The 16977-nt window shown below is 64.9% G+C and carries 17 protein-coding genes and 1 tRNA gene; 8 read left to right on the forward strand and 10 right to left on the reverse strand.

Features of this window, described 5'->3' with window-relative positions:
• Positions 1–73 precede the first annotated feature (73 nt).
• Positions 74–1228, forward strand: coding sequence for a lipid-A-disaccharide synthase (gene lpxB, locus IE00_RS06155; protein WP_072296207.1), 1155 nt, complete (start codon positions 74–76; stop codon positions 1226–1228).
• On the opposite strand, the gene IE00_RS06160 is transcribed toward lpxB, so the two are convergent.
• On the reverse strand, positions 1212–1559 hold the full coding sequence (locus IE00_RS06160; RefSeq protein WP_072296208.1) for a RidA family protein: 348 nt from the start codon (positions 1557–1559) through the stop codon (positions 1212–1214). The genes lpxB and IE00_RS06160 overlap by 17 nt on opposite strands.
• Complete coding sequence (locus IE00_RS06165) at positions 1556–2317, reverse strand: sulfite exporter TauE/SafE family protein (protein ID WP_072296209.1); 762 nt, start codon at positions 2315–2317, stop codon at positions 1556–1558. Before IE00_RS06165 ends, IE00_RS06160 begins: the two co-directional genes overlap by 4 nt.
• A gap of 111 nt (positions 2318–2428) precedes the next feature.
• Here IE00_RS06165 and IE00_RS06170 point away from each other — a divergent pair, with 111 nt between their 5' ends.
• Positions 2429–2896, forward strand: coding sequence for an MmcB family DNA repair protein (locus IE00_RS06170; RefSeq protein ID WP_072296210.1), 468 nt, complete (start codon positions 2429–2431; stop codon positions 2894–2896).
• On the opposite strand, the gene IE00_RS06175 is transcribed toward IE00_RS06170, so the two are convergent.
• Positions 2877–3077 carry a DUF6324 family protein gene (locus IE00_RS06175; protein ID WP_072296211.1) on the reverse strand — a complete coding sequence of 67 codons (201 nt, stop codon included), beginning with the start codon at positions 3075–3077 and terminating at the stop codon, positions 2877–2879. The two genes, IE00_RS06170 and IE00_RS06175, sit on opposite strands and share 20 nt — an antisense overlap.
• A 101-nt stretch (positions 3078–3178) precedes the next feature.
• On the opposite strand from IE00_RS06175, the gene IE00_RS06180 reads away from it, so the two are divergent.
• Positions 3179–3255, forward strand: a tRNA-His gene (locus IE00_RS06180).
• A gap of 18 nt (positions 3256–3273) precedes the next feature.
• Here the strand turns inward: IE00_RS06180 and IE00_RS06185 are convergent.
• The 6 genes from IE00_RS06185 to IE00_RS06210 form a co-directional block, all read right to left on the reverse strand.
• Positions 3274–5127 carry an ABC transporter ATP-binding protein gene (locus tag IE00_RS06185; protein WP_072296212.1) on the reverse strand — a complete coding sequence of 618 codons (1854 nt, stop codon included), beginning with the start codon at positions 5125–5127 and terminating at the stop codon, positions 3274–3276.
• 1 nt (position 5128) lies between these two features.
• Positions 5129–6151 (reverse strand): oligopeptide/dipeptide ABC transporter ATP-binding protein, encoded by a 1023-nt coding sequence (locus IE00_RS06190; RefSeq protein WP_072296213.1) that lies wholly within the window; start codon positions 6149–6151, stop codon positions 5129–5131.
• A complete protein-coding gene (locus tag IE00_RS06195; RefSeq protein WP_083554113.1) occupies positions 6148–7254 on the reverse strand; it encodes an oligopeptide/dipeptide ABC transporter ATP-binding protein in 1107 nt (368 codons plus the stop codon). Before IE00_RS06195 ends, IE00_RS06190 begins: the two co-directional genes overlap by 4 nt.
• Positions 7255–7256: 2 nt before the next feature.
• Positions 7257–8162, reverse strand: coding sequence for an ABC transporter permease subunit (locus IE00_RS06200; RefSeq protein ID WP_072296345.1), 906 nt, complete (start codon positions 8160–8162; stop codon positions 7257–7259).
• Between the two features lie 24 nt (positions 8163–8186).
• On the reverse strand, positions 8187–9110 hold the full coding sequence (gene oppB, locus IE00_RS06205; RefSeq protein WP_072296214.1) for an oligopeptide ABC transporter permease OppB: 924 nt from the start codon (positions 9108–9110) through the stop codon (positions 8187–8189).
• A gap of 88 nt (positions 9111–9198) precedes the next feature.
• Positions 9199–10800, reverse strand: coding sequence for a peptide ABC transporter substrate-binding protein (locus IE00_RS06210; protein ID WP_072296215.1), 1602 nt, complete (start codon positions 10798–10800; stop codon positions 9199–9201).
• A 129-nt stretch (positions 10801–10929) separates the two neighbouring features.
• On the opposite strand from IE00_RS06210, the gene cobU reads away from it, so the two are divergent.
• From cobU to IE00_RS06235, 5 genes are all read left to right on the forward strand, one after another.
• Positions 10930–11460, forward strand: coding sequence for a bifunctional adenosylcobinamide kinase/adenosylcobinamide-phosphate guanylyltransferase (gene cobU, locus IE00_RS06215; protein WP_072296216.1), 531 nt, complete (start codon positions 10930–10932; stop codon positions 11458–11460).
• Positions 11447–12400 carry a nicotinate-nucleotide--dimethylbenzimidazole phosphoribosyltransferase gene (gene cobT, locus IE00_RS06220; protein ID WP_072296217.1) on the forward strand — a complete coding sequence of 318 codons (954 nt, stop codon included), beginning with the start codon at positions 11447–11449 and terminating at the stop codon, positions 12398–12400. The genes cobU and cobT overlap by 14 nt, the downstream gene beginning before the upstream one ends.
• Positions 12393–13109: an adenosylcobinamide-GDP ribazoletransferase gene (locus IE00_RS06225; protein ID WP_083554115.1), complete on the forward strand. Its 717-nt coding sequence runs from the start codon at positions 12393–12395 to the stop codon at positions 13107–13109. The genes cobT and IE00_RS06225 overlap by 8 nt, the downstream gene beginning before the upstream one ends.
• A gap of 102 nt (positions 13110–13211) precedes the next feature.
• Positions 13212–13838, forward strand: coding sequence for a TRAP transporter small permease subunit (locus tag IE00_RS06230; RefSeq protein WP_083554137.1), 627 nt, complete (start codon positions 13212–13214; stop codon positions 13836–13838).
• Positions 13835–15646: a TRAP transporter large permease subunit gene (locus IE00_RS06235; RefSeq protein ID WP_072296220.1), complete on the forward strand. Its 1812-nt coding sequence runs from the start codon at positions 13835–13837 to the stop codon at positions 15644–15646. Before IE00_RS06230 ends, IE00_RS06235 begins: the two co-directional genes overlap by 4 nt.
• Before the next feature lie 56 nt (positions 15647–15702).
• Here the strand turns inward: IE00_RS06235 and IE00_RS06240 are convergent, their stop codons facing one another.
• On the reverse strand, positions 15703–16839 hold the full coding sequence (locus IE00_RS06240) for a TRAP transporter substrate-binding protein (protein ID WP_072296221.1): 1137 nt from the start codon (positions 16837–16839) through the stop codon (positions 15703–15705).
• Positions 16840–16977 lie beyond the last annotated feature (138 nt).

Here is a 16977-nt window from a genome sequence, read left to right on the forward strand (position 1 = left end):
CGTCGTCAGGAAGCGCTGGCTTCTTGGCCTGCGGGCCAATACCTATGGCCAGACAGCAGCAAGGTGAACCGGCATGAAGTATTTCCTGATCGCAGGCGAACCCTCAGGTGATCAGCTTGGCGCCGCCCTGATGGCGGGGCTGACGCATTTCGACCCTGCCGCCGAATTCATCGGCATCGGCGGGCATGGCATGCAGTCGCATGGGCTGGACAGCCTGTTTTCCATGGATGAACTGAGCCTGATGGGCATTTGGGAAGTGCTGCCCAAGTATCGCCATCTGAAGCGTCGCATCGCGGAAACCGCCCAAGCCGTGCTTCAATCGGGGGCCGATGTCCTGGTGACGATCGACAGCCCGGATTTCTGTCTGCGCGTGGCCAAGATCGTGCGTGCGACGCGGCCCGAACTTCGGACGGTGCATTATGTCGCGCCGTCGGTCTGGGCCTGGCGGCCGGGGCGGGCGGTCAAGATGGCCAAGGTCATCGACCATGTCCTGGCGATATTGCCGTTCGAACCGCCGCTGATGCAGGCCGCGGGCATGACCTGCGATTTCGTGGGTCATCCGGTCGCCACGGCGGATGTGGCCGGTCGCGACGATGCCACCCTGTTCCGGAATGCGCATGGGATCGCGCGTGATGCGCCGATCGTCCTCTGCCTGCCGGGATCGCGCCGGTCCGAGGTGTCGCGCCTTGGCCCCCGCTTTGACGAGGCGTTGATGCGGCTTCGCGACCGCGTCCCTGAAATTCGGGTCGTCCTGCCTACCGTTCCCGGCGTTGCCGGCATGGTCCGCGACATGACGCGCCGCTGGCCCACCGCCCCCATCGTCATCGAGGAGGCGGGTGAGAAACGTGCCGCCTTCGCGGCTGCCGATCTGGCGCTGGCGGCATCGGGGACGGTCAGTCTGGAACTGGCCGCGAACCGCATTCCGATGGTCATCGGCTATGACATGGCGCCCTTCAGCCGCTGGATCCTGGGCGCGTTGCTGAGGACCGATACGGTGACGCTGGTCAATCTGGTCAGCGATACGCGCGCGGTGCCGGAATATCTGGGCCGCAACTGTCAGCCCGGCCCGATTTCACTGGCGCTGCAGGCGGCGCTTGAGGATCCGACCTCGCGCGCCGCGCAGCTGCAGGCCATGGATCTGACCATGGACCGCCTTGGCAGGGGTGGTGAGGCGCCGGGCCATCGCGCGGCGCGCTCGGTCATTCAGGCGATCACAGGACCGCGGTGACGATGATCTCGACCTTGTAGTCGGGGGTCGCCAGCGCGGATTCGCCGGTGGCGCGGGCGGGGGCATAACCTTCCGGCACCCAGGCGTCCCAGACCGCGTTCATTTCCGCAAAATCGGCCATGTCGGCCATCCAGATCTGGGCCGAGACGATGCGCGTCTTGTCGGTGCCGGCCTTGGCCAGCAGATCCTCGATCTGCGCCAGGCATTCGCGGGTCTGATCGGCGACCGAGCTGCCCGGTTCGCCGACCTGGCCTGCCAGGAAGACGAAGCCGTTGGCGATGACCGCGCGGCTCATGCGGGTTCCGGTTTCGATACGGGTGATGTCGCTCATGTTGATGCTCCTTGAATGAGACGCCAGAAAAAGATTGCGGTGGTGCCGAAGCCGATGCAGGCGATCAGCGCGCGCAGGGTCGGCATGGGGATGCGCCGCGCGACCGACGGGCCGACAAACCCGCCCAGAACGGTGCCGAGCGCCATCAGCGCGCCGGGACCCCAGGCGATCGATCCGCCAAGGGCGAAGATCACGCAGGCGATCAGCGACAACGCGACGCTGAGCCAGCTTTTCAGCCCGTTCATCTGGTGGATGTCGCGCAGTCCCCACATCGCGAACAGCGCCAGCAGGATGATCCCCAGCCCGCCGTTGAAATACCCGCCATAGACCGCCACCGGCAGCAGTGTTCCCAGCCCGAAGGGCGTCACGACCCGCGCATAGCGCGCGGCCCATGCCCGGACCTGCTGGGCCCAGATGAAGATGACCGTCGCGATCAGCAGAAGAAAGGGGACCAGCGCCGAGAATGCCTGATTCGAACTGACCAGCAGCAACCCGGCCCCGATCACGCCGCCCGCCATGGTCCAGAGCGTCAGGTGCCGCATCCTGACGTCCTCCATCGCGGCCAGATCGCGACGGAAGCCATAGGTCGCGGCAAGATAGCCGGGCAGGGCGGCCACGGTCGCCGTGGCATTGGCGATCACCGGGGGCACGCCCACGAAGACCAGCGCCGGAAAGGTGATGAAGGTGCCCCCGCCCGCCACGGCATTCAGGATGCCGCCGACCAGCCCGGCAAGGAAAAGCAGGGCGATATCGAACATGCAATCCTTTCAGGCGGCTTCGGCAATTCGCGTTTTGCCAGACGCTATACGCCGCGTCAGCCAGCGGCAAGGCGGCTTGAGATCGTTTCCGCTTCGTTCTAGTTTCGGCCCATGGACGCAGTTGAACAGACCTGCCTTCCCGGCATGCCGGGACAACGGCTTGCGCGCGGCACCGGTCGGATGCTGCGGTCGCTGGACCATGCCGTGCTGACCGAATTCGTGCCGGCGCGCGGGTTGCGCGTCGATCTGATCAGCCTTGGTCCCAAGGGCGAATTGTGGATCGTCGAATGCAAAAGCAGCCGCGCCGATTTCCAGTCCGACCGCAAGTGGCAGGGATATCTGGAATGGTGCGACCGCTATTTCTGGGCGGTGGACGGTGATTTCCCCATCGATCTGCTGCCCCAGGACACCGGCCTGATCATGGCCGATGCCTATGGTGCCGACATTGTCCGCATGGCGCCCGAAACCCGGCTTGCATCCGCGCGCCGCACCAAGGTGCAACGCGACTTTGCCCGGGCCGCGGCCCTGCGCCTGCAGGGGCTGTGCGACCCGGAAGGGCTCAGCGCCGGGGCTTTTTAGAGGTGCTGCGGACGGCCTCGGCGGCTGCCAGCAGTTCTTCGGCGATCTCGGTCGCTTCTTCGGCGTCGAAATCCATCGGCAGGTCGATGCCGTCGCCCTGGACGTAGATGCGGACCATTCCCTGATCGGTCGGGCCGATCTGTAGATTGGCCGTGACATCGCTTTCGCTGTTGATACCCATGGTCTGTCCTTTCAGCTGAGAAACTTTCTGTAACGCGGACGCAATTTCACGGCAAGCGAGGGTTGCAACCGCCGCGCACTGGGGCTATTGAACCGCCCAGTGCCGCCTTAGCTCAGTTGGTTAGAGCGCTAGATTGTGGATCTAGAGGTCACCCGTTCGAGACGGGTAGGCGGTACCACCACCACCCTCCCGATAGTTACCGATACCCTTGGGCCTGCAGCTCGAACAGCTCGCGATAGCGGCCGTTCTGCGCCAGCAATTCGTCATGGCTGCCCTGTGCGTCCACACGGCCCTTTTCCAGCACGATGATCCGGTCGGCCATCCGCACGCTGGAGAAGCGATGCGAGATCAGCAGGGCCGTGCGCCCATGCGTCAGTTCCTTGAAGCGCTGAAACACCTCGTATTCGGCGCGTGCGTCCAGGGCGGCGGTGGGTTCGTCCAGAATCAGCAGCTGTGCGTCGCGCATATAGGCGCGCGCGATGGCCAGCTTCTGCCATTCGCCGCCCGACAGGTCCAAGCCCTTGCTGAAGCGCTTGCCGACCATCTGGTCATATCCCTGCGGCAGCTTCGCGATGACCTGATCGGCCAGCGATCGTTCGGCGGCGGCGACGATGCGGGGACGGTCGTCGCGTTCTTCGATTCGCCCGATGGCGATATTTTCCGACGCGGTGACGGCATAGCGGACGAAATCCTGGAAGATGACGCCCACGGCGCCGCGCAGCTGGTCCAGGTCATAGTCGCGCAGATCGCGGCCATCCAGCAGGATACGCCCTTCGTCGGGGTCGTAGAGCCGCGCCAGCAGCTTGACGATGGTGGTCTTGCCCGCGCCGTTTTCCCCCACCAGCGCGACGGTTTCCCCCGCATGCAGGTCAAAGCTCATGCCGCGGATGGCCCAATCGTCGCGCCCGGGATAGCGGAAGCCCACGTTTTCGAACCGGAAACCCCGCCGGATCGGCGCGGGGACCGGCAGCGCATCGAGGCGCGACGCGATGGCGGGGGTCGAGGTGAAGAACTCGAACAGGTCGTCCAGATACATGGCCTGTCCCGCCATGCTGGAGAAACTGCTAAGCAGCCCTTCCAGCAGCCCGCGCAGCCGCAGGAAGCTGCCCGACAGGAAGGTCAGGTCGCCAAGCGTCAGATCGCCGGTCAGGGCATTGGCGATGATCCACAGGAAGGCCCCGTAATAGGCCAGCGTCCCCATGGCCGTCAGCCCCGCCATCACCGTCAGCTGGCGGCGTTGGATGGCGCGGTTTTCCAGATAGAAGCGCCGCGCCAGCGTCAGGTAGCGGTCGCGCAGGAAGGGCGACAGGCCAAAGATCTTGACCTCCTTTGCGGTTTCCGCGCTGGCCCCGATCATGCGCAGATAGTCGCGTTCGCGCCGGTCGGGCGCGCGGCGGTGGTTCAGCGCATAGGTCTGCGCGTTGAAATGCATCTCTCCGAACAGCGAAGGGATCAGCGCTACGGCCAGCAGCAGGACCAGCCACGGGTTATAGACCAGCAGGCCGACCGCGAAACTGCCCACGGTGACCAGATCCTGCAGTTGCTGCATGACCTGGTTGACCAGCGGGATGCGCCCCATCGTCTGGCGGCGCGCGCGGTCCAGCCGGTCCTGAAAGGCGGGGTCTTCAAAGCTGGCAAGGTCCAGGTCGCCCGCGTGGTCCATCAGCCGGATCGAGATGTCGATCACCAGCTTTTCCTGCAGCAGGCTGTCGGTATAGCTGACCAGCCGCCCCAGGATGTCCTGGGTCAGCGCCAGCGCCAGCTCTGCCGCGACCAGCGCGATCAGCCCGGACGCCAGCCCGCTGTCCCACCATCCGGATAGGGTTTCGGGGTGGCCGGGCAGGGATGACAGGCCCACCACCTGATCGATGATCAGTTTGCCCACCCACAGCATCGCGACGGGCATCAGAGCCCGCAGCAGCCGCAGGATGATCATCGCCAGGGTCAGGGTCCGGCTGGCCTGCCAGACCATCGCCAGGAAGGGCGGGATGTTCTTCAGCGCCGCCCAACGCGCCGCAAATGTGGTTGCAGTCGGGTCGGACGGCGGCATGTTACGCGGCCTCGTGTCGACGGGCGTGGGCGATCTCGGCCTCGGTCAGAGGGCCGGGGAAGTGGCAGGCGATCTTGTGATCGCCGCCTAGGGGCTGGGGCACTTCCTCGGCGCAGCGGGCCTGCGCACGGGGGCAGCGCGTCCGGAAGACGCAGCCCGAGGGCGGGTTCATCGGCGAGGGCAGGTCGCCCGCCAGCGGCACGATGGTCTTGGCCGTCTCGATCGTGGGATCGGGCACCGGGACCGCCGACAGCAGCGCCTGCGTATAGGGGTGCTGCGGATCGCCATAGAGATCGGCCGAGGACGCGACCTCCATCACCTTGCCCAGATACAGCACCATCACCCGGTCGCTGATATGCTTGACCACCGACAGGTCGTGGGCGATGAAGACCAGCGCCAGCCCCAGCTCTTTCTGCAGCCGGATCAGCAGGTTGATCACCTGCGCCTGGATCGACACGTCCAGCGCCGAAACCGGTTCGTCGCAGATGATCAGCTTGGGTTCCACGATCAGCGCGCGGGCGATGCCGATGCGCTGACACTGCCCGCCGCTGAATTCATGCGGATAGCGGTTGATCTGGTTCGGCAGCAGGCCCACCCGCTCCATCATCGCCTTGACGCGGTCGCGGACCTCGGCGCGGCCAAGGTCGGGGCGGTGCGTCGCCAGGGGTTCGGCGATGATCTGGCCCACGGTCATGCGCGGGTTCAGGCTGGCCAGCGGGTCCTGGAAGACCATCTGGATGTCGCTGCGATATTTCATCATCTGGCGCGGCGACATGGCCAGCAGGTCCTTGCCGTCGATCCATTCCGCCTGACCCTCGGCAGGGACCAGCCCGATCAGGGCGCGGGCCAGCGTGGATTTGCCGCAGCCTGATTCGCCCACGACGCCAAGCGTTTCACCGGGGTTCAGGGTGAAATCGACGCCTGCGACGGCATGCAGGGGCCGGGGCTTGGCCCAAGGCAGATCGCCTTCGCGACGGATCTGGAAGGTCACGCGCAGGTCGCGCACATCAAGAAGCGGGGTCATTGCTGTCCCTCCACCGTGCTGGGGGTTCCTGCCGCGCCTGCTCCGGCGACGGCACCGCGGGGAATGGCCTGTCCGGGACCGGCGCCGGGGTTGCGGGCGGGCTGGTCTTCGTCAGGAACATGTCGGATCTGCCGGGCGATGACCTCGGCCACGGGGGCGTGACAGGCGCGGGCCTGCTCGGGGGCAAAGCCTTCCAGCGGCGGATCGATCGTGTCGCAGCCCTCGCGCGCATAGGGGCAGCGCGGGGAAAACGCGCAGCCACTTGGGGGTCGGCTCATGTTCGGGGGCTGGCCGGGGATGGCGCGCAATTCCTCGTCCTGCTGATCGACGCGCGGGATCGCGTCCAGCAGACCCTGGGTATAGGGATGCGTGGGTGCGGCAAAGATCGGGCGGACCGGTCCGGTTTCGCGGATGCGCCCGCCATACATGACCGCCACGCGTTCGCAGGACCCCGCCACGACGCCCAGATCATGGGTGATCAGGATCATCGCCATGCCGAAATCGCGCTGCAATTCCTTCAGCAACTGCATGATCTGCGCCTGAACCGTCACGTCCAGCGCGGTGGTCGGTTCATCCGCGATCAGCAGCTTGGGCTTGCACAGAAGCGCCATGGCGATCATCACGCGCTGACGCATGCCGCCGCTGAATTCATGCGGATAAAGCCGCACGCGGCCCTTGGCGTCGGGGATCTTGACGGCGTCCAGCATCTGGACGGCCTGCGCGACAGCGTCGCGCTTGGACAGGCCCTTGTGCAGGGTCAGCACCTCGGCCATCTGGTCGGCCACCCGCATATAGGGGTTCAGCGAGGTCATCGGGTCCTGAAAGATCATCGCCATCTTTTCGGCGCGGATGCTGTTCAGCACCTTGGGCCGGGCGTTCAGGATTTCCTGGCCGTCGAACATGACCGAGCCCGAGGCGCGCCCGTTACGCGCCAGAAGGCCCATCATCGCGAAGGACAGTTGCGATTTGCCGCTGCCGGATTCGCCCACGATGCCAAGGGTCTGGCCGGCTTCGACCGACAGGTTCACGTCGTTGACGGCGCAGACCTCGGCATCGTTGGTCTGGAAGCGGACCGAAAGGTCCCGGATGTCTAGAAGGCTCATGTTCAGCGCTCCTTCGGGTCGAGGGCGTCACGCAGGCCATCGCCCACGAAGAAGAAGCCGAACAGCGTGATGACAAAGAAGAACAGCGGGAAGGCCAGCTGCCACAAGGTGCCATAGTTCATCGTGCCCGCCCCTTCGGAAATCAACGCGCCCCAGCTGGTCAGCGGTTCCTGGACCCCAAGGCCAAGGAAGCTGATGAAGCTTTCGGTCAGGATCATCAGCGGCACCAGCAGCGTCGCATAGACCGCGACCACGCCCAGCAGGTTCGGGACGATGTGGCGGATGATGATCTTCCATGCCGGTACGCCCGTGGCGCGGGCGGCTTCGATGAATTCGCGGTTCTTCAGCGACAGGGTCTGGCCGCGCACGATGCGCGACATGTCCAGCCAGCTGATCAGGCCGATGCCCAGAAACAGCATCGACATCGACCGCCCGAACATCACCAAGAGCAGGATCAGCACGAACATGTAGGGGATCGACATCAGGATATCGACGGTCCGCATCATGATCTGGTCGGTGCGCCCGCCGACATATCCGGCCGTCGCGCCGTAAAGCGTGCCGACGATGACGGCGATGCCCGCGCCGACGACGCCGACCATCAGGCTGATCTGCGTGCCTTGAACGACCCGCGCGAACAGGTCGCGGCCCAGGTTGTCGGTGCCGAAATAATGGCCGTTTTCCAGCGAGGGCTGGCCCATCTGGGCGACCTGTCCCATGACGCTGAAGTCCAGCTCCTCGTTCGACCAGACGGCAAAGTAATTGCCGACGATCGCGAAGATCGCGACCAGGATCAGGATGATCAGACCCAGCATCGCGCCTTTGTTGTTCAGGAACCGCTTGCGGGCATCCGCCCAAGGGCTGCGGCCGCGAACCTCGTCCTGGACCAGCCGGTCGGACAGGGATTTCATCTTTTGTTCGTCAATGACCATGGCTCAGTACCTGATCTTGGGGTCGATCCATGCATAGAGCACGTCGACGATAAGGTTGAACAGGATGGTCAGCGCCCCCACCAGAATGGTCACGCCCATCATCACCGCATAGTCCCGGTTCAGCGCCGAATCCACGAAGGCCTTGCCGATCCCGCCGGTCGAGAAATACATGTCGATCACCACCGACCCGGTGATCATCGACACGAAGACCGGTCCCAGATAGCTGATCACCGGCAGCATCGCGGGCTTCAGCGCGTGGCGCATGATGACCCGGTATTCCGGCATCCCCTTGGCGCGGGCCGTGCGGATATGGTTGCTGCCCAGCACCTCCAGCATGGATGACCGGGTGATGCGCGCGATCGATGCCATATAGCTGGTCGCCAGCGCGATCACCGGCATGATCCAGAAGCTGGGGTCGCTGAAGCTCCAGCCGCCGCCCGGCAGCAGGCCGTACCACAGCGTCAGGACCAGCACCAACAGCGGTGCCATCACGAAATTCGGCAGCACCTGCGCGCCGATGGAAATCCCCACCGCGATGTAATCGACCCAGCTGTTGTGCCAGATGGCGGCGATCACGCCCAGGGACACGCCCAGCACGATGGCCGACACGAAGGACAGCACGCCATAGGTCAGCGTCACGGGAAAGCCCGCGGCGATCAGCTGGTTCACGGTCCGGTCGGGATAGACGAAGCTGGGACCGAAGTCGAAATGCACCACGATGTTGTAGAGATAGTTCCAGATCTGCAGCCACAGCGGGTCGTTCAACCCGTATTGCGCCTCGAGGTTGGCGATCACCTGGGGTGGCAGAGCGCGTTCGGCGGTGAAGGGACCGCCCGGTGCCATATGCATCAGGACGAAGGAAAAGACGATCAGCAGCAGCAGCGTGGGTATCGCCACCGCCAGCCGTCGCAGGATGAATGCGATCATCGCGTTGGGCTCCCTGCGGGATGGTTGAAAACCGAGGGCCGGGACAGGTCAAAACCCGCCCCGGCCCGGTGGTTGAGGTTCGGCCGCCTTATTCCGCGATGCGGTACAGGTCCTTGGCGTACCACGTGTTCAGCAGGTTCTCGCGCGGCAAGCCCTTGATGGCCGGGTTGATCATGTCGACCTTGGCATAGTGATAGACGAAGACCGCGGGCATCTCCTCGGCCAGGATCTCCTCGGCGCGCTGGTAAAGCGGCGTGGTGTCCTCGGCGGTGCGGGCATCGACCAGCAGCTTGTCATATTCCTCGTTCGACCACTTGCCGCTGTTGTAGCCGTCGGTGCGGAACCAGTCGAGGAAGGTCGAGGCTTCGTTGTAATCGGCGCACCAGGCATAGCGGGCAACGTCGAAATCCTGCGACTGCAGGCGGTCGGTATGGACCTTCCATTCGACGTTGTTCAGCTCGACCTCGATGCCCAGGGGGCGCCAGAACTGCTGGGCGGCGATGGCCAGCAGGCGGTGGCTGTCATCGGTGTTGTACTGCAGCGAAACCTTGACCGGGTTGTCGGGACCGTATCCGGCCTCGGTCAGCAATTCCTTGGCCTTGGCCATCCGGTCTTCCATGGACATGTCGCCCATGCTGCCTTCGGGCGGGGTAAAGCCGTTGATGGCCCAATGCGTCCAGGTATAGGCGGGCTTCTGGCCGCCCTGCAGGACCTGGTCCACGATCACCTCGCGATTCAGGCCAAGCGCCATGGCCTGACGGACGCGCACGTCCTTCAGCGCCTCGGGGCCCTTGTCGGACAGGTTCATCACATAGGCATAGGAACAGCCGTAAGGCACCGAAACGGCCTGGTCGGGGAATTCCTCGGACAGGCGCGGAAACTGGCCTGCGGGGATCTGCACGCGGTCCAGCTCGCCTGCCTGATAGCGGGTCAGGGCGACGTTGTTGTCGTTCACGGTGACGCCGCGGACCGTTTCCATCAGGACGTTTTCCGCATCCCAATATTCCGGGTTCTTCTCCATCACGATCTCGACGCCCAGATTGTGGCTGGCCAGCGTGAAGGCACCGTTGCCGACCAGGTGGTCGGGCTGGGTCCAGTTGTCGCCGAACTCCTCGACCACGGCCTGCGGCACGGGATAGGTCGTGGCATGCGACAGGGTGCTGACGAAATAGGGGGTCGGGGTGGTCAGCGTGACTTCCAGCGTCTTGTCGTCGATGGCCGTGATGCCCAGTTCCTCGGGCTTGGCTTCGCCGGCGACGATTTCGGTCGCGTTCTTGACGTTCATCAGCTCCATGTACCACGCGTATTCCGACGCGGTTTCAGGATTGACGACGCGCTGCCAGGCAAAGACGAAATCCTGCGCGGTGACGGGTTCGCCGTTCGACCACTTGGCGTCGCGCAGCTTGAAGGTATAGGTCAGCTGATCGTCGCTGACGTCATAGCTCTCGGCGACGCCGGGGATCATCTCGCCCTTGGCGTTTTCGTTCATCAGCCCTTCGAACAGCGAACGCAGCACGTCCGACCCTTCGACATCGGTGTTCTTGGCCGGGTCCAGCGACTTGATCGCGTCCAGCAGCCAATAGGTATAGGTCTGGCTGTCGGCCAGCGTCTCGCCCTCGGCGGGCTGGACGGCATAGGCGGGCAGGGCCAGCGCTGCCAACAGCGCGGTGGTGGTGAAAAGTCTGGTCATGGCCAGCTCCTCCTTGTTGCGTGTGGGCGTCTTCTGCGCCCGAATGGCGCGACGTTACGCAAACTTGCGCGATGAGCAAGCGGGCTTTGCCGCTTTTCAACCGTCCCGCCTTGTGGAACAGATGCCGCCATGACGCATCACGGACATATCACGCTGGTGACGGGCGGCGCCCGGTCGGGCAAGTCGGCTTTGGCCGAACGGCTTGTGGCGCGCCACGCCCTGCCGCGCATCTATATCGCCACGGCCGAAGCGCGCGACGGGGAAATGCGCGAAAGAATCCAGCGACATCAGGCAGGTCGCGGTGGAAACTGGAAAACCGTCGAAGAGCCCTATGACCTTTGCGGGGCGTTGCGCGCAACCGATGGCCAAGGCGTTCGGCTGGTCGATTGCCTGACCCTGTGGATGTCGAACATGATGGGACAGGCGGATATCAGCGCATTGGCGGTGACGTTACGTCAGCAATCCTGTCCTGTCGTTCTTGTAACCAATGAACTTGGGCAGGGCATCGTGCCCGACAACGCCCTTGCGCGCCGGTTCCGCGATGAACACGGCTGGATGAACCAGACCATCGGCGATTTGGCCGATCAGGTCTGGATGGCCGTCAGCGGCCAACCCCTGCGACTGAAACCCATGCCCGAGGGAATGCATGACCAACTTTGACCAGGAAGCCGCCGACGCCGCCCAAGTCTGGCAGGATAATCTGACCAAGCCCCCAGGCTCGCTTGGACGGCTGGAGGAGCTGGCGATCTTCATGGCCGGATGGCGCGGCACGTCGCGGCCCGTCATGGATCATGCGCAGGCGATCGTCTTTGCGGGCAATCACGGCGTCGTCGCGCGCGGCATCACGCCCTTTCCCCCCGCCGTGACCGAAGCGATGGTCCGCAATTTCCGCAATGACGGGGCGGCCATCAACCAGATCTGCACGGTCGCGGGGGCCGAACTGCAGGTCGTCGCCCTGGACCTTGACCGCCCGACCGCCGATTTCACCGCGGGCCCCGCCATGACCGGGGCCGAGGTCCGGCATGCGATGGCCACCGGCGCGGATGCTGTCGACCCCGCCGCCGATGTTGTGATGCTGGGGGAGATGGGCATCGGCAATTCGACCGTCGCCGCAGCCTTGGCCGCATCGGTGCTGGGCGGGCGTGCCGAAGATTGGGTCGGTCCCGGCACCGGCGCGCAGGGGGCGATGCTGCAGGCCAAGATCGCCGCCGTGGCCGAAGGGCTTGCCCTGCATGCGCCACGAAGCGCCGTGGAAACCCTGGCCGCCTTCGGGGGCCGCGAACAGGCGGCCATCTGCGGTGCCATTCTGAAGGCGCGCGACTTGCGCATTCCGGTGATGCTGGACGGCTTCATCTGCTGTGCCGCCGCCGCCGTGCTGACCCGCGACGATCCGCAGGCGCTGGATCACTGCCTGATCGGCCATGTCAGCGCCGAGCCGGGCCACAGGCAGCTGATCGCCGCCCTTGGCAAGCAGCCCATCCTGTCGCTGGACATGCGTCTTGGCGAGGGGTCGGGGGCAGGGGTCGCGCTGCTGGTGCTGCGCGCGGCGCTGGCCTGCCATAACGGCATGGCCACCTTTGCCGAGGCCGGCATTGGCTAGGCTGCAGCAGCTGATCCTGGCGCTGGTCTTCCTGACGCGGTTGCCCTTGGGGCGCTTTCTGCCGCCCAAGGTGCTGCCGCTGGCGGGAGCGGCCTGGGCCTTTCCGGTGGCGGGGGCGGTCGTCGGGACCATCGCGGGCATTCCGTTGTGGGTGGGTCACGGATTGCTGCCCGCAGCGCTGGCCGTGACGCTGACCATCTGGCTGACCGGCGCCCTGCACGAAGACGCGCTGGCCGATTTCGCCGATGCGGGCGGGGGACGCGACCGGGCCGATCGACTGCGGATCATGCGCGATTCCACCATCGGCAGCTTCGGCGCGGCGGCACTGGTCTGCGCGACGCTGATCCGCGTGGCAGCGCTGTCGGAATTGGGGCCGATGGCGCTGATTGCGGCGGCGACCGCCGGGCGTCTGGCGCCCGTCCTGCTGATGCAGACCATCCCGCCCGCTCGCACTGACGGCCTGGGCCAGGGTGCGGGGCGTCCGGGAGGCGCAGCCTGTGCCGTCGCCGCAGGGTTGGCCGCTCTTGTCATCGCGCTGGCGACCGGCGTCACCGGGGTTCTGGCGGCCATGCTGATCATGCCCGTGACCTCTTGGATGGTGGCCAGACGTGCCTTGCGTCTTGTCGGTGGGCAGACCGGGGATGTGCTGGGCGCGGCCGTTCTTGTCACTGAAATCGCGGTGCTGGCGACGCTTGCCCTGACGGCGTGATCCGCCGTCGCGCTTGACCCGCACCGTCCCCATGCCGCATATCCCTGCACATGGGAACTCATGCCGGCCCAACAAGGCATGATCCATGAGGGAGGGGATTTCATGGGCGGCCTACTGGCCCTGTCGCGCGGCATCGACCGCGCCACCACCGCGATCGGGCGTAGCGTCGCGTGGCTGATCCTGCTGGCCATCCTGGTCAGCGCGATCAACGCGATCGTGCGCAAGGTCTTCAGCGTTTCGTCGAATGCCTGGCTGGAACTGCAATGGTATCTGTTCGGGGGCGCGTTCATGCTGGCCTCGGCCTATACGCTGCTGGAAAACGAACATATCCGCATCGACGTGATCTATGGCCGCTGGTCGCGCCGGGTGCAGCACTGGATCGACCTGATCGGCACGATCCTGTTCCTGCTGCCCTTCACGGCGATCATGATCTGGCTGCTGTTTCCGTCCTTCCTGATCAGCTGGCGCACGAACGAGATCTCGATGAACGCGGGCGGGCTGTTGATCTGGCCCGCCAAGGCCATTCTGGTCGCGGGCTTCGTGCTGCTGTTCATCCAGGGCATATCCGAGCTGATCAAGAAGATCGCCGTCATGCGCGGCATCATCCCCGATCCCAGCCCCCATGCCAGCAGCCACGACTCGGTCCTGAAAGAGGCCGCCATCATGACCGTCGGTCTTGAAAAAGATCGGGCCGACGCCGCCTCTGCCGACCCGAGGAACCGCCCGTGATCGAACTCATCGCCCATAACCTTGCCCCCATCATGTTCTTCTCGATGGTGGGCTTCCTGCTGTTCGGATACCCCATCGCCTTCGCGCTGGCCGCGAACGGCCTGCTGTTCTTCTTTTTCGGCGTCTTCCTGACCCCGCTGTCGGACCAGATCAACCTGGGCTGGAACCTGCTGGGGGCGCTTGGCGACCGGGTCTTTGGCGTGATGCGCAACGACACGCTGCTGGCCATTCCCTTCTTCACCTTCATGGGCATCGTGCTGGAACGGTCCCGCATGGCCGAGGAACTGCTGGACACGATCGGTCAGCTGTTCGGCCCGATCCGGGGCGGCCTCGCCTATGCGGTCATCCTGGTCGGCGCGCTGCTGGCGGCGACGACGGGCGTCGTGGCGGCATCGGTCATCTCGATGGGGCTTATCTCTCTGCCGATCATGATGCGCTATGGCTATGACAAGCGTCTGGCCAGCGGCGTCATCACGGCGTCGGGCACGCTGGCGCAGATCATCCCGCCCTCGCTGGTGCTGATCGTGCTGGCCGACCAGCTGGGCCGTTCGGTGGGCGACATGTACAAGGCGGCGATGATCCCCGCCCTGGCGCTGACCGGGATCTATCTGGTCTATGTTATGGTGATGTCGATCCTGCGCCCGTCATTGATGCCGGCCCTGCCGCCCGAGGCGCGCAGCCTGGGCAGCGGCGGCTGGTCGCTGCTGGGGGCCATCCTGGCTTCGGTCGCGATCTATGTCCTGTCGGTGCGACTGATGGGCGACCATCTGGGCGATGACAGCCAGATCTGGGCCGCGGCCCTGACCGTTCTGATCATGCTGGTGCTGGCCTTGGCGGATGAAAAGCTGCGCACCGGGATGATGTCGCCCATGACGCGTCAGGTGATCATCGTGATGATCCCGCCGCTGGCGCTGGTGTTTCTGGTGCTGGGCACGATTTTCCTGGGCATCGCCACCCCGACCGAGGGCGGCGCCATGGGGGCCACCGGCGCGCTGATCCTGGCGGCCTTCAAGCGCCGCCTGGATTTAAACGTGGTGAACCAGGCCCTGCTGGCGACCGTGCGGCTGTCGGCCTTCGTCATGTTCATCCTGATCGGGGCGACGGTCTTTTCGCTGACCTATTACTCGATCAACGGGCATATCTGGGTCAAGGACCTGCTGACGGCGCTGCCGGGCGGGGAATACGGCTTTCTGGCCGCGGTCTGCATCATCATCTTCTTCCTGGCCTTCTTCCTGGATTTCTTCGAACTGGCCTTCGTGATCGTGCCGCTGCTGATCCCTGCGGCCAACGCGCTGGAGATCGACCTGGTCTGGTTCGGGGTCATCCTGGCCGTGACCATGCAGACATCCTTCCTGACGCCGCCCGTGGGCTTCGCGCTGTTCTACCTGCGATCGGTGGCGCCGCGAAAACCCTACAAGGATCACGTGACCGGCAAGACCATGACCGAGGTCAGCACCTTGGACATCTATCGCGGGGCGGTGCCCTTCGTGGGGCTGCAGATCCTGATGATCGCGGCGGTCATCATCTTCCCGGGCATGGTCATGCACTACAAGGGGCCGGTCGTGGATACATCGACGATCAAGGTCCAGATCCCGATGGGGGGCCTGGGCGGCGGCAATCAGGGTGGATCTGGCTTCGGTTCGCTTGGCGGGTTGGGCGGATCGCCCTTCGGCGGCCAGCCGGCGGCCGATGCGCCCCAGCCCGGTGCAGAAACGCCGCCCGAACCCGAGACCGGGTCCGAAGCCGCGCCGTCGGGCGGGATGGGCCTTGGCTTTGGCGGTCCCCCGCCGGGGCTTGGCGGAAACTAGGATGCAAAAAAGGGCCGGATCATCCGGCCCTTTTTCATGGTCGTGACGTCCGGCGATCAGCCTTCGGTGGCCAGGCCGCCATTGCGCTGCTGGATCATCATGAAGGTGTCGAAGGTGTATTCCGCAGTCTGCTGATACAGATACCAGTCGTCGCGATAGGCCAGCATCGCCTCATACATCTTCTTGAAGGCCGCGTTTTCCGCGCTGAGTTCGGCATAGACCTCCTGCGACGCGTTGAAGGCGGCAGTCAGGATTTCCTCGCTGAAGGAGCGCAGCTGCGCGCCCGATCCGACCAGTTCCTTCAGGGCGGTCGGGTTCTTCATGTCGTATTTGGCCAGCATGTTCTGATCGACGGACTGGCAGCAGGTGCGGAACAGCGCCTTGTCGGATTCCGACAGCGCATCCCATGCCGACTGGTTGACGAAGAAGCTGACCGTCGGGCCGCCTTCCCAGAAACCGGGATAGTAGTAATAGGGCGCGACCTTCTGGAAGCCCAGCTTGGCATCGTCATAGGGACCGACCCATTCGGCCGCGTCGATCGTGCCGCGTTCCAGCGAGGGATAGATGTCGCCGCCGGCGATCTGCTGGGGAACCACGCCCAGACGTTCCATGACGCGACCGGCAAGGCCCGCGATGCGCAGCTTGAGGCCCTTCATGTCGTCAAGGGTGTTGACCTCCTTGCGGTACCAGCCGCCCATCTGGGTGCCGGTGTTACCGCCCGGATAGGCCACCAGGTTATACTGCTGCAGGAATTCGTTGTAGTTGTCGATGCCGCCGCCGTGATAGTTGTAGGCAGCCTTGGACCGGGCCGAGAAGGTGAAGGGCAGGTCGGCGCCGCAGGCGAATGCCGGGTCCTTGCCCCAGTTGTAATAGCCGACGGAATGCGAACATTCGACCGTGCCTTCGGTGGTCGCGTTGATGGCGTCCAGGCCCGGAACGATTTCACCGGCCGAAAAGACCTGGATGGTGAAGCGGCCATCCGTGGCCTCGGACAGGCGTTGGGACAGCTCCTCGGCGCCGCCATAGATCGTGTCCAGCGATTTGGGGAAGGACGAGGCCAGTCGCCACGTCACCTTCTGGCTGGCCTGCGCTATGGCGGGTGCTGCCAGCACCCCGCCCGCGGCTGCGGCGGCACCACCGACCGAGGCACGGGTCAGAAAGGACCGGCGGTCAAGCGTCTTGGAATCTTTCATGTTTTCTCCTCCGCTCGGGTCGGGTGGACTCTGCGGTCCATCGTAAACCCGCCCTGCATGGAAGGCAGTTTAGCCGCAGTTCCCCATGTGTCGAGTGTGCAGGTCCGCTTTCGGGACTAAAAAATGCGGGTCGGGGCG

Origin of the sequence: Paracoccus sp. SM22M-07 (assembly GCF_001887735.1) — a bacterium.
Classification (GTDB): domain Bacteria; phylum Pseudomonadota; class Alphaproteobacteria; order Rhodobacterales; family Rhodobacteraceae; genus Paracoccus.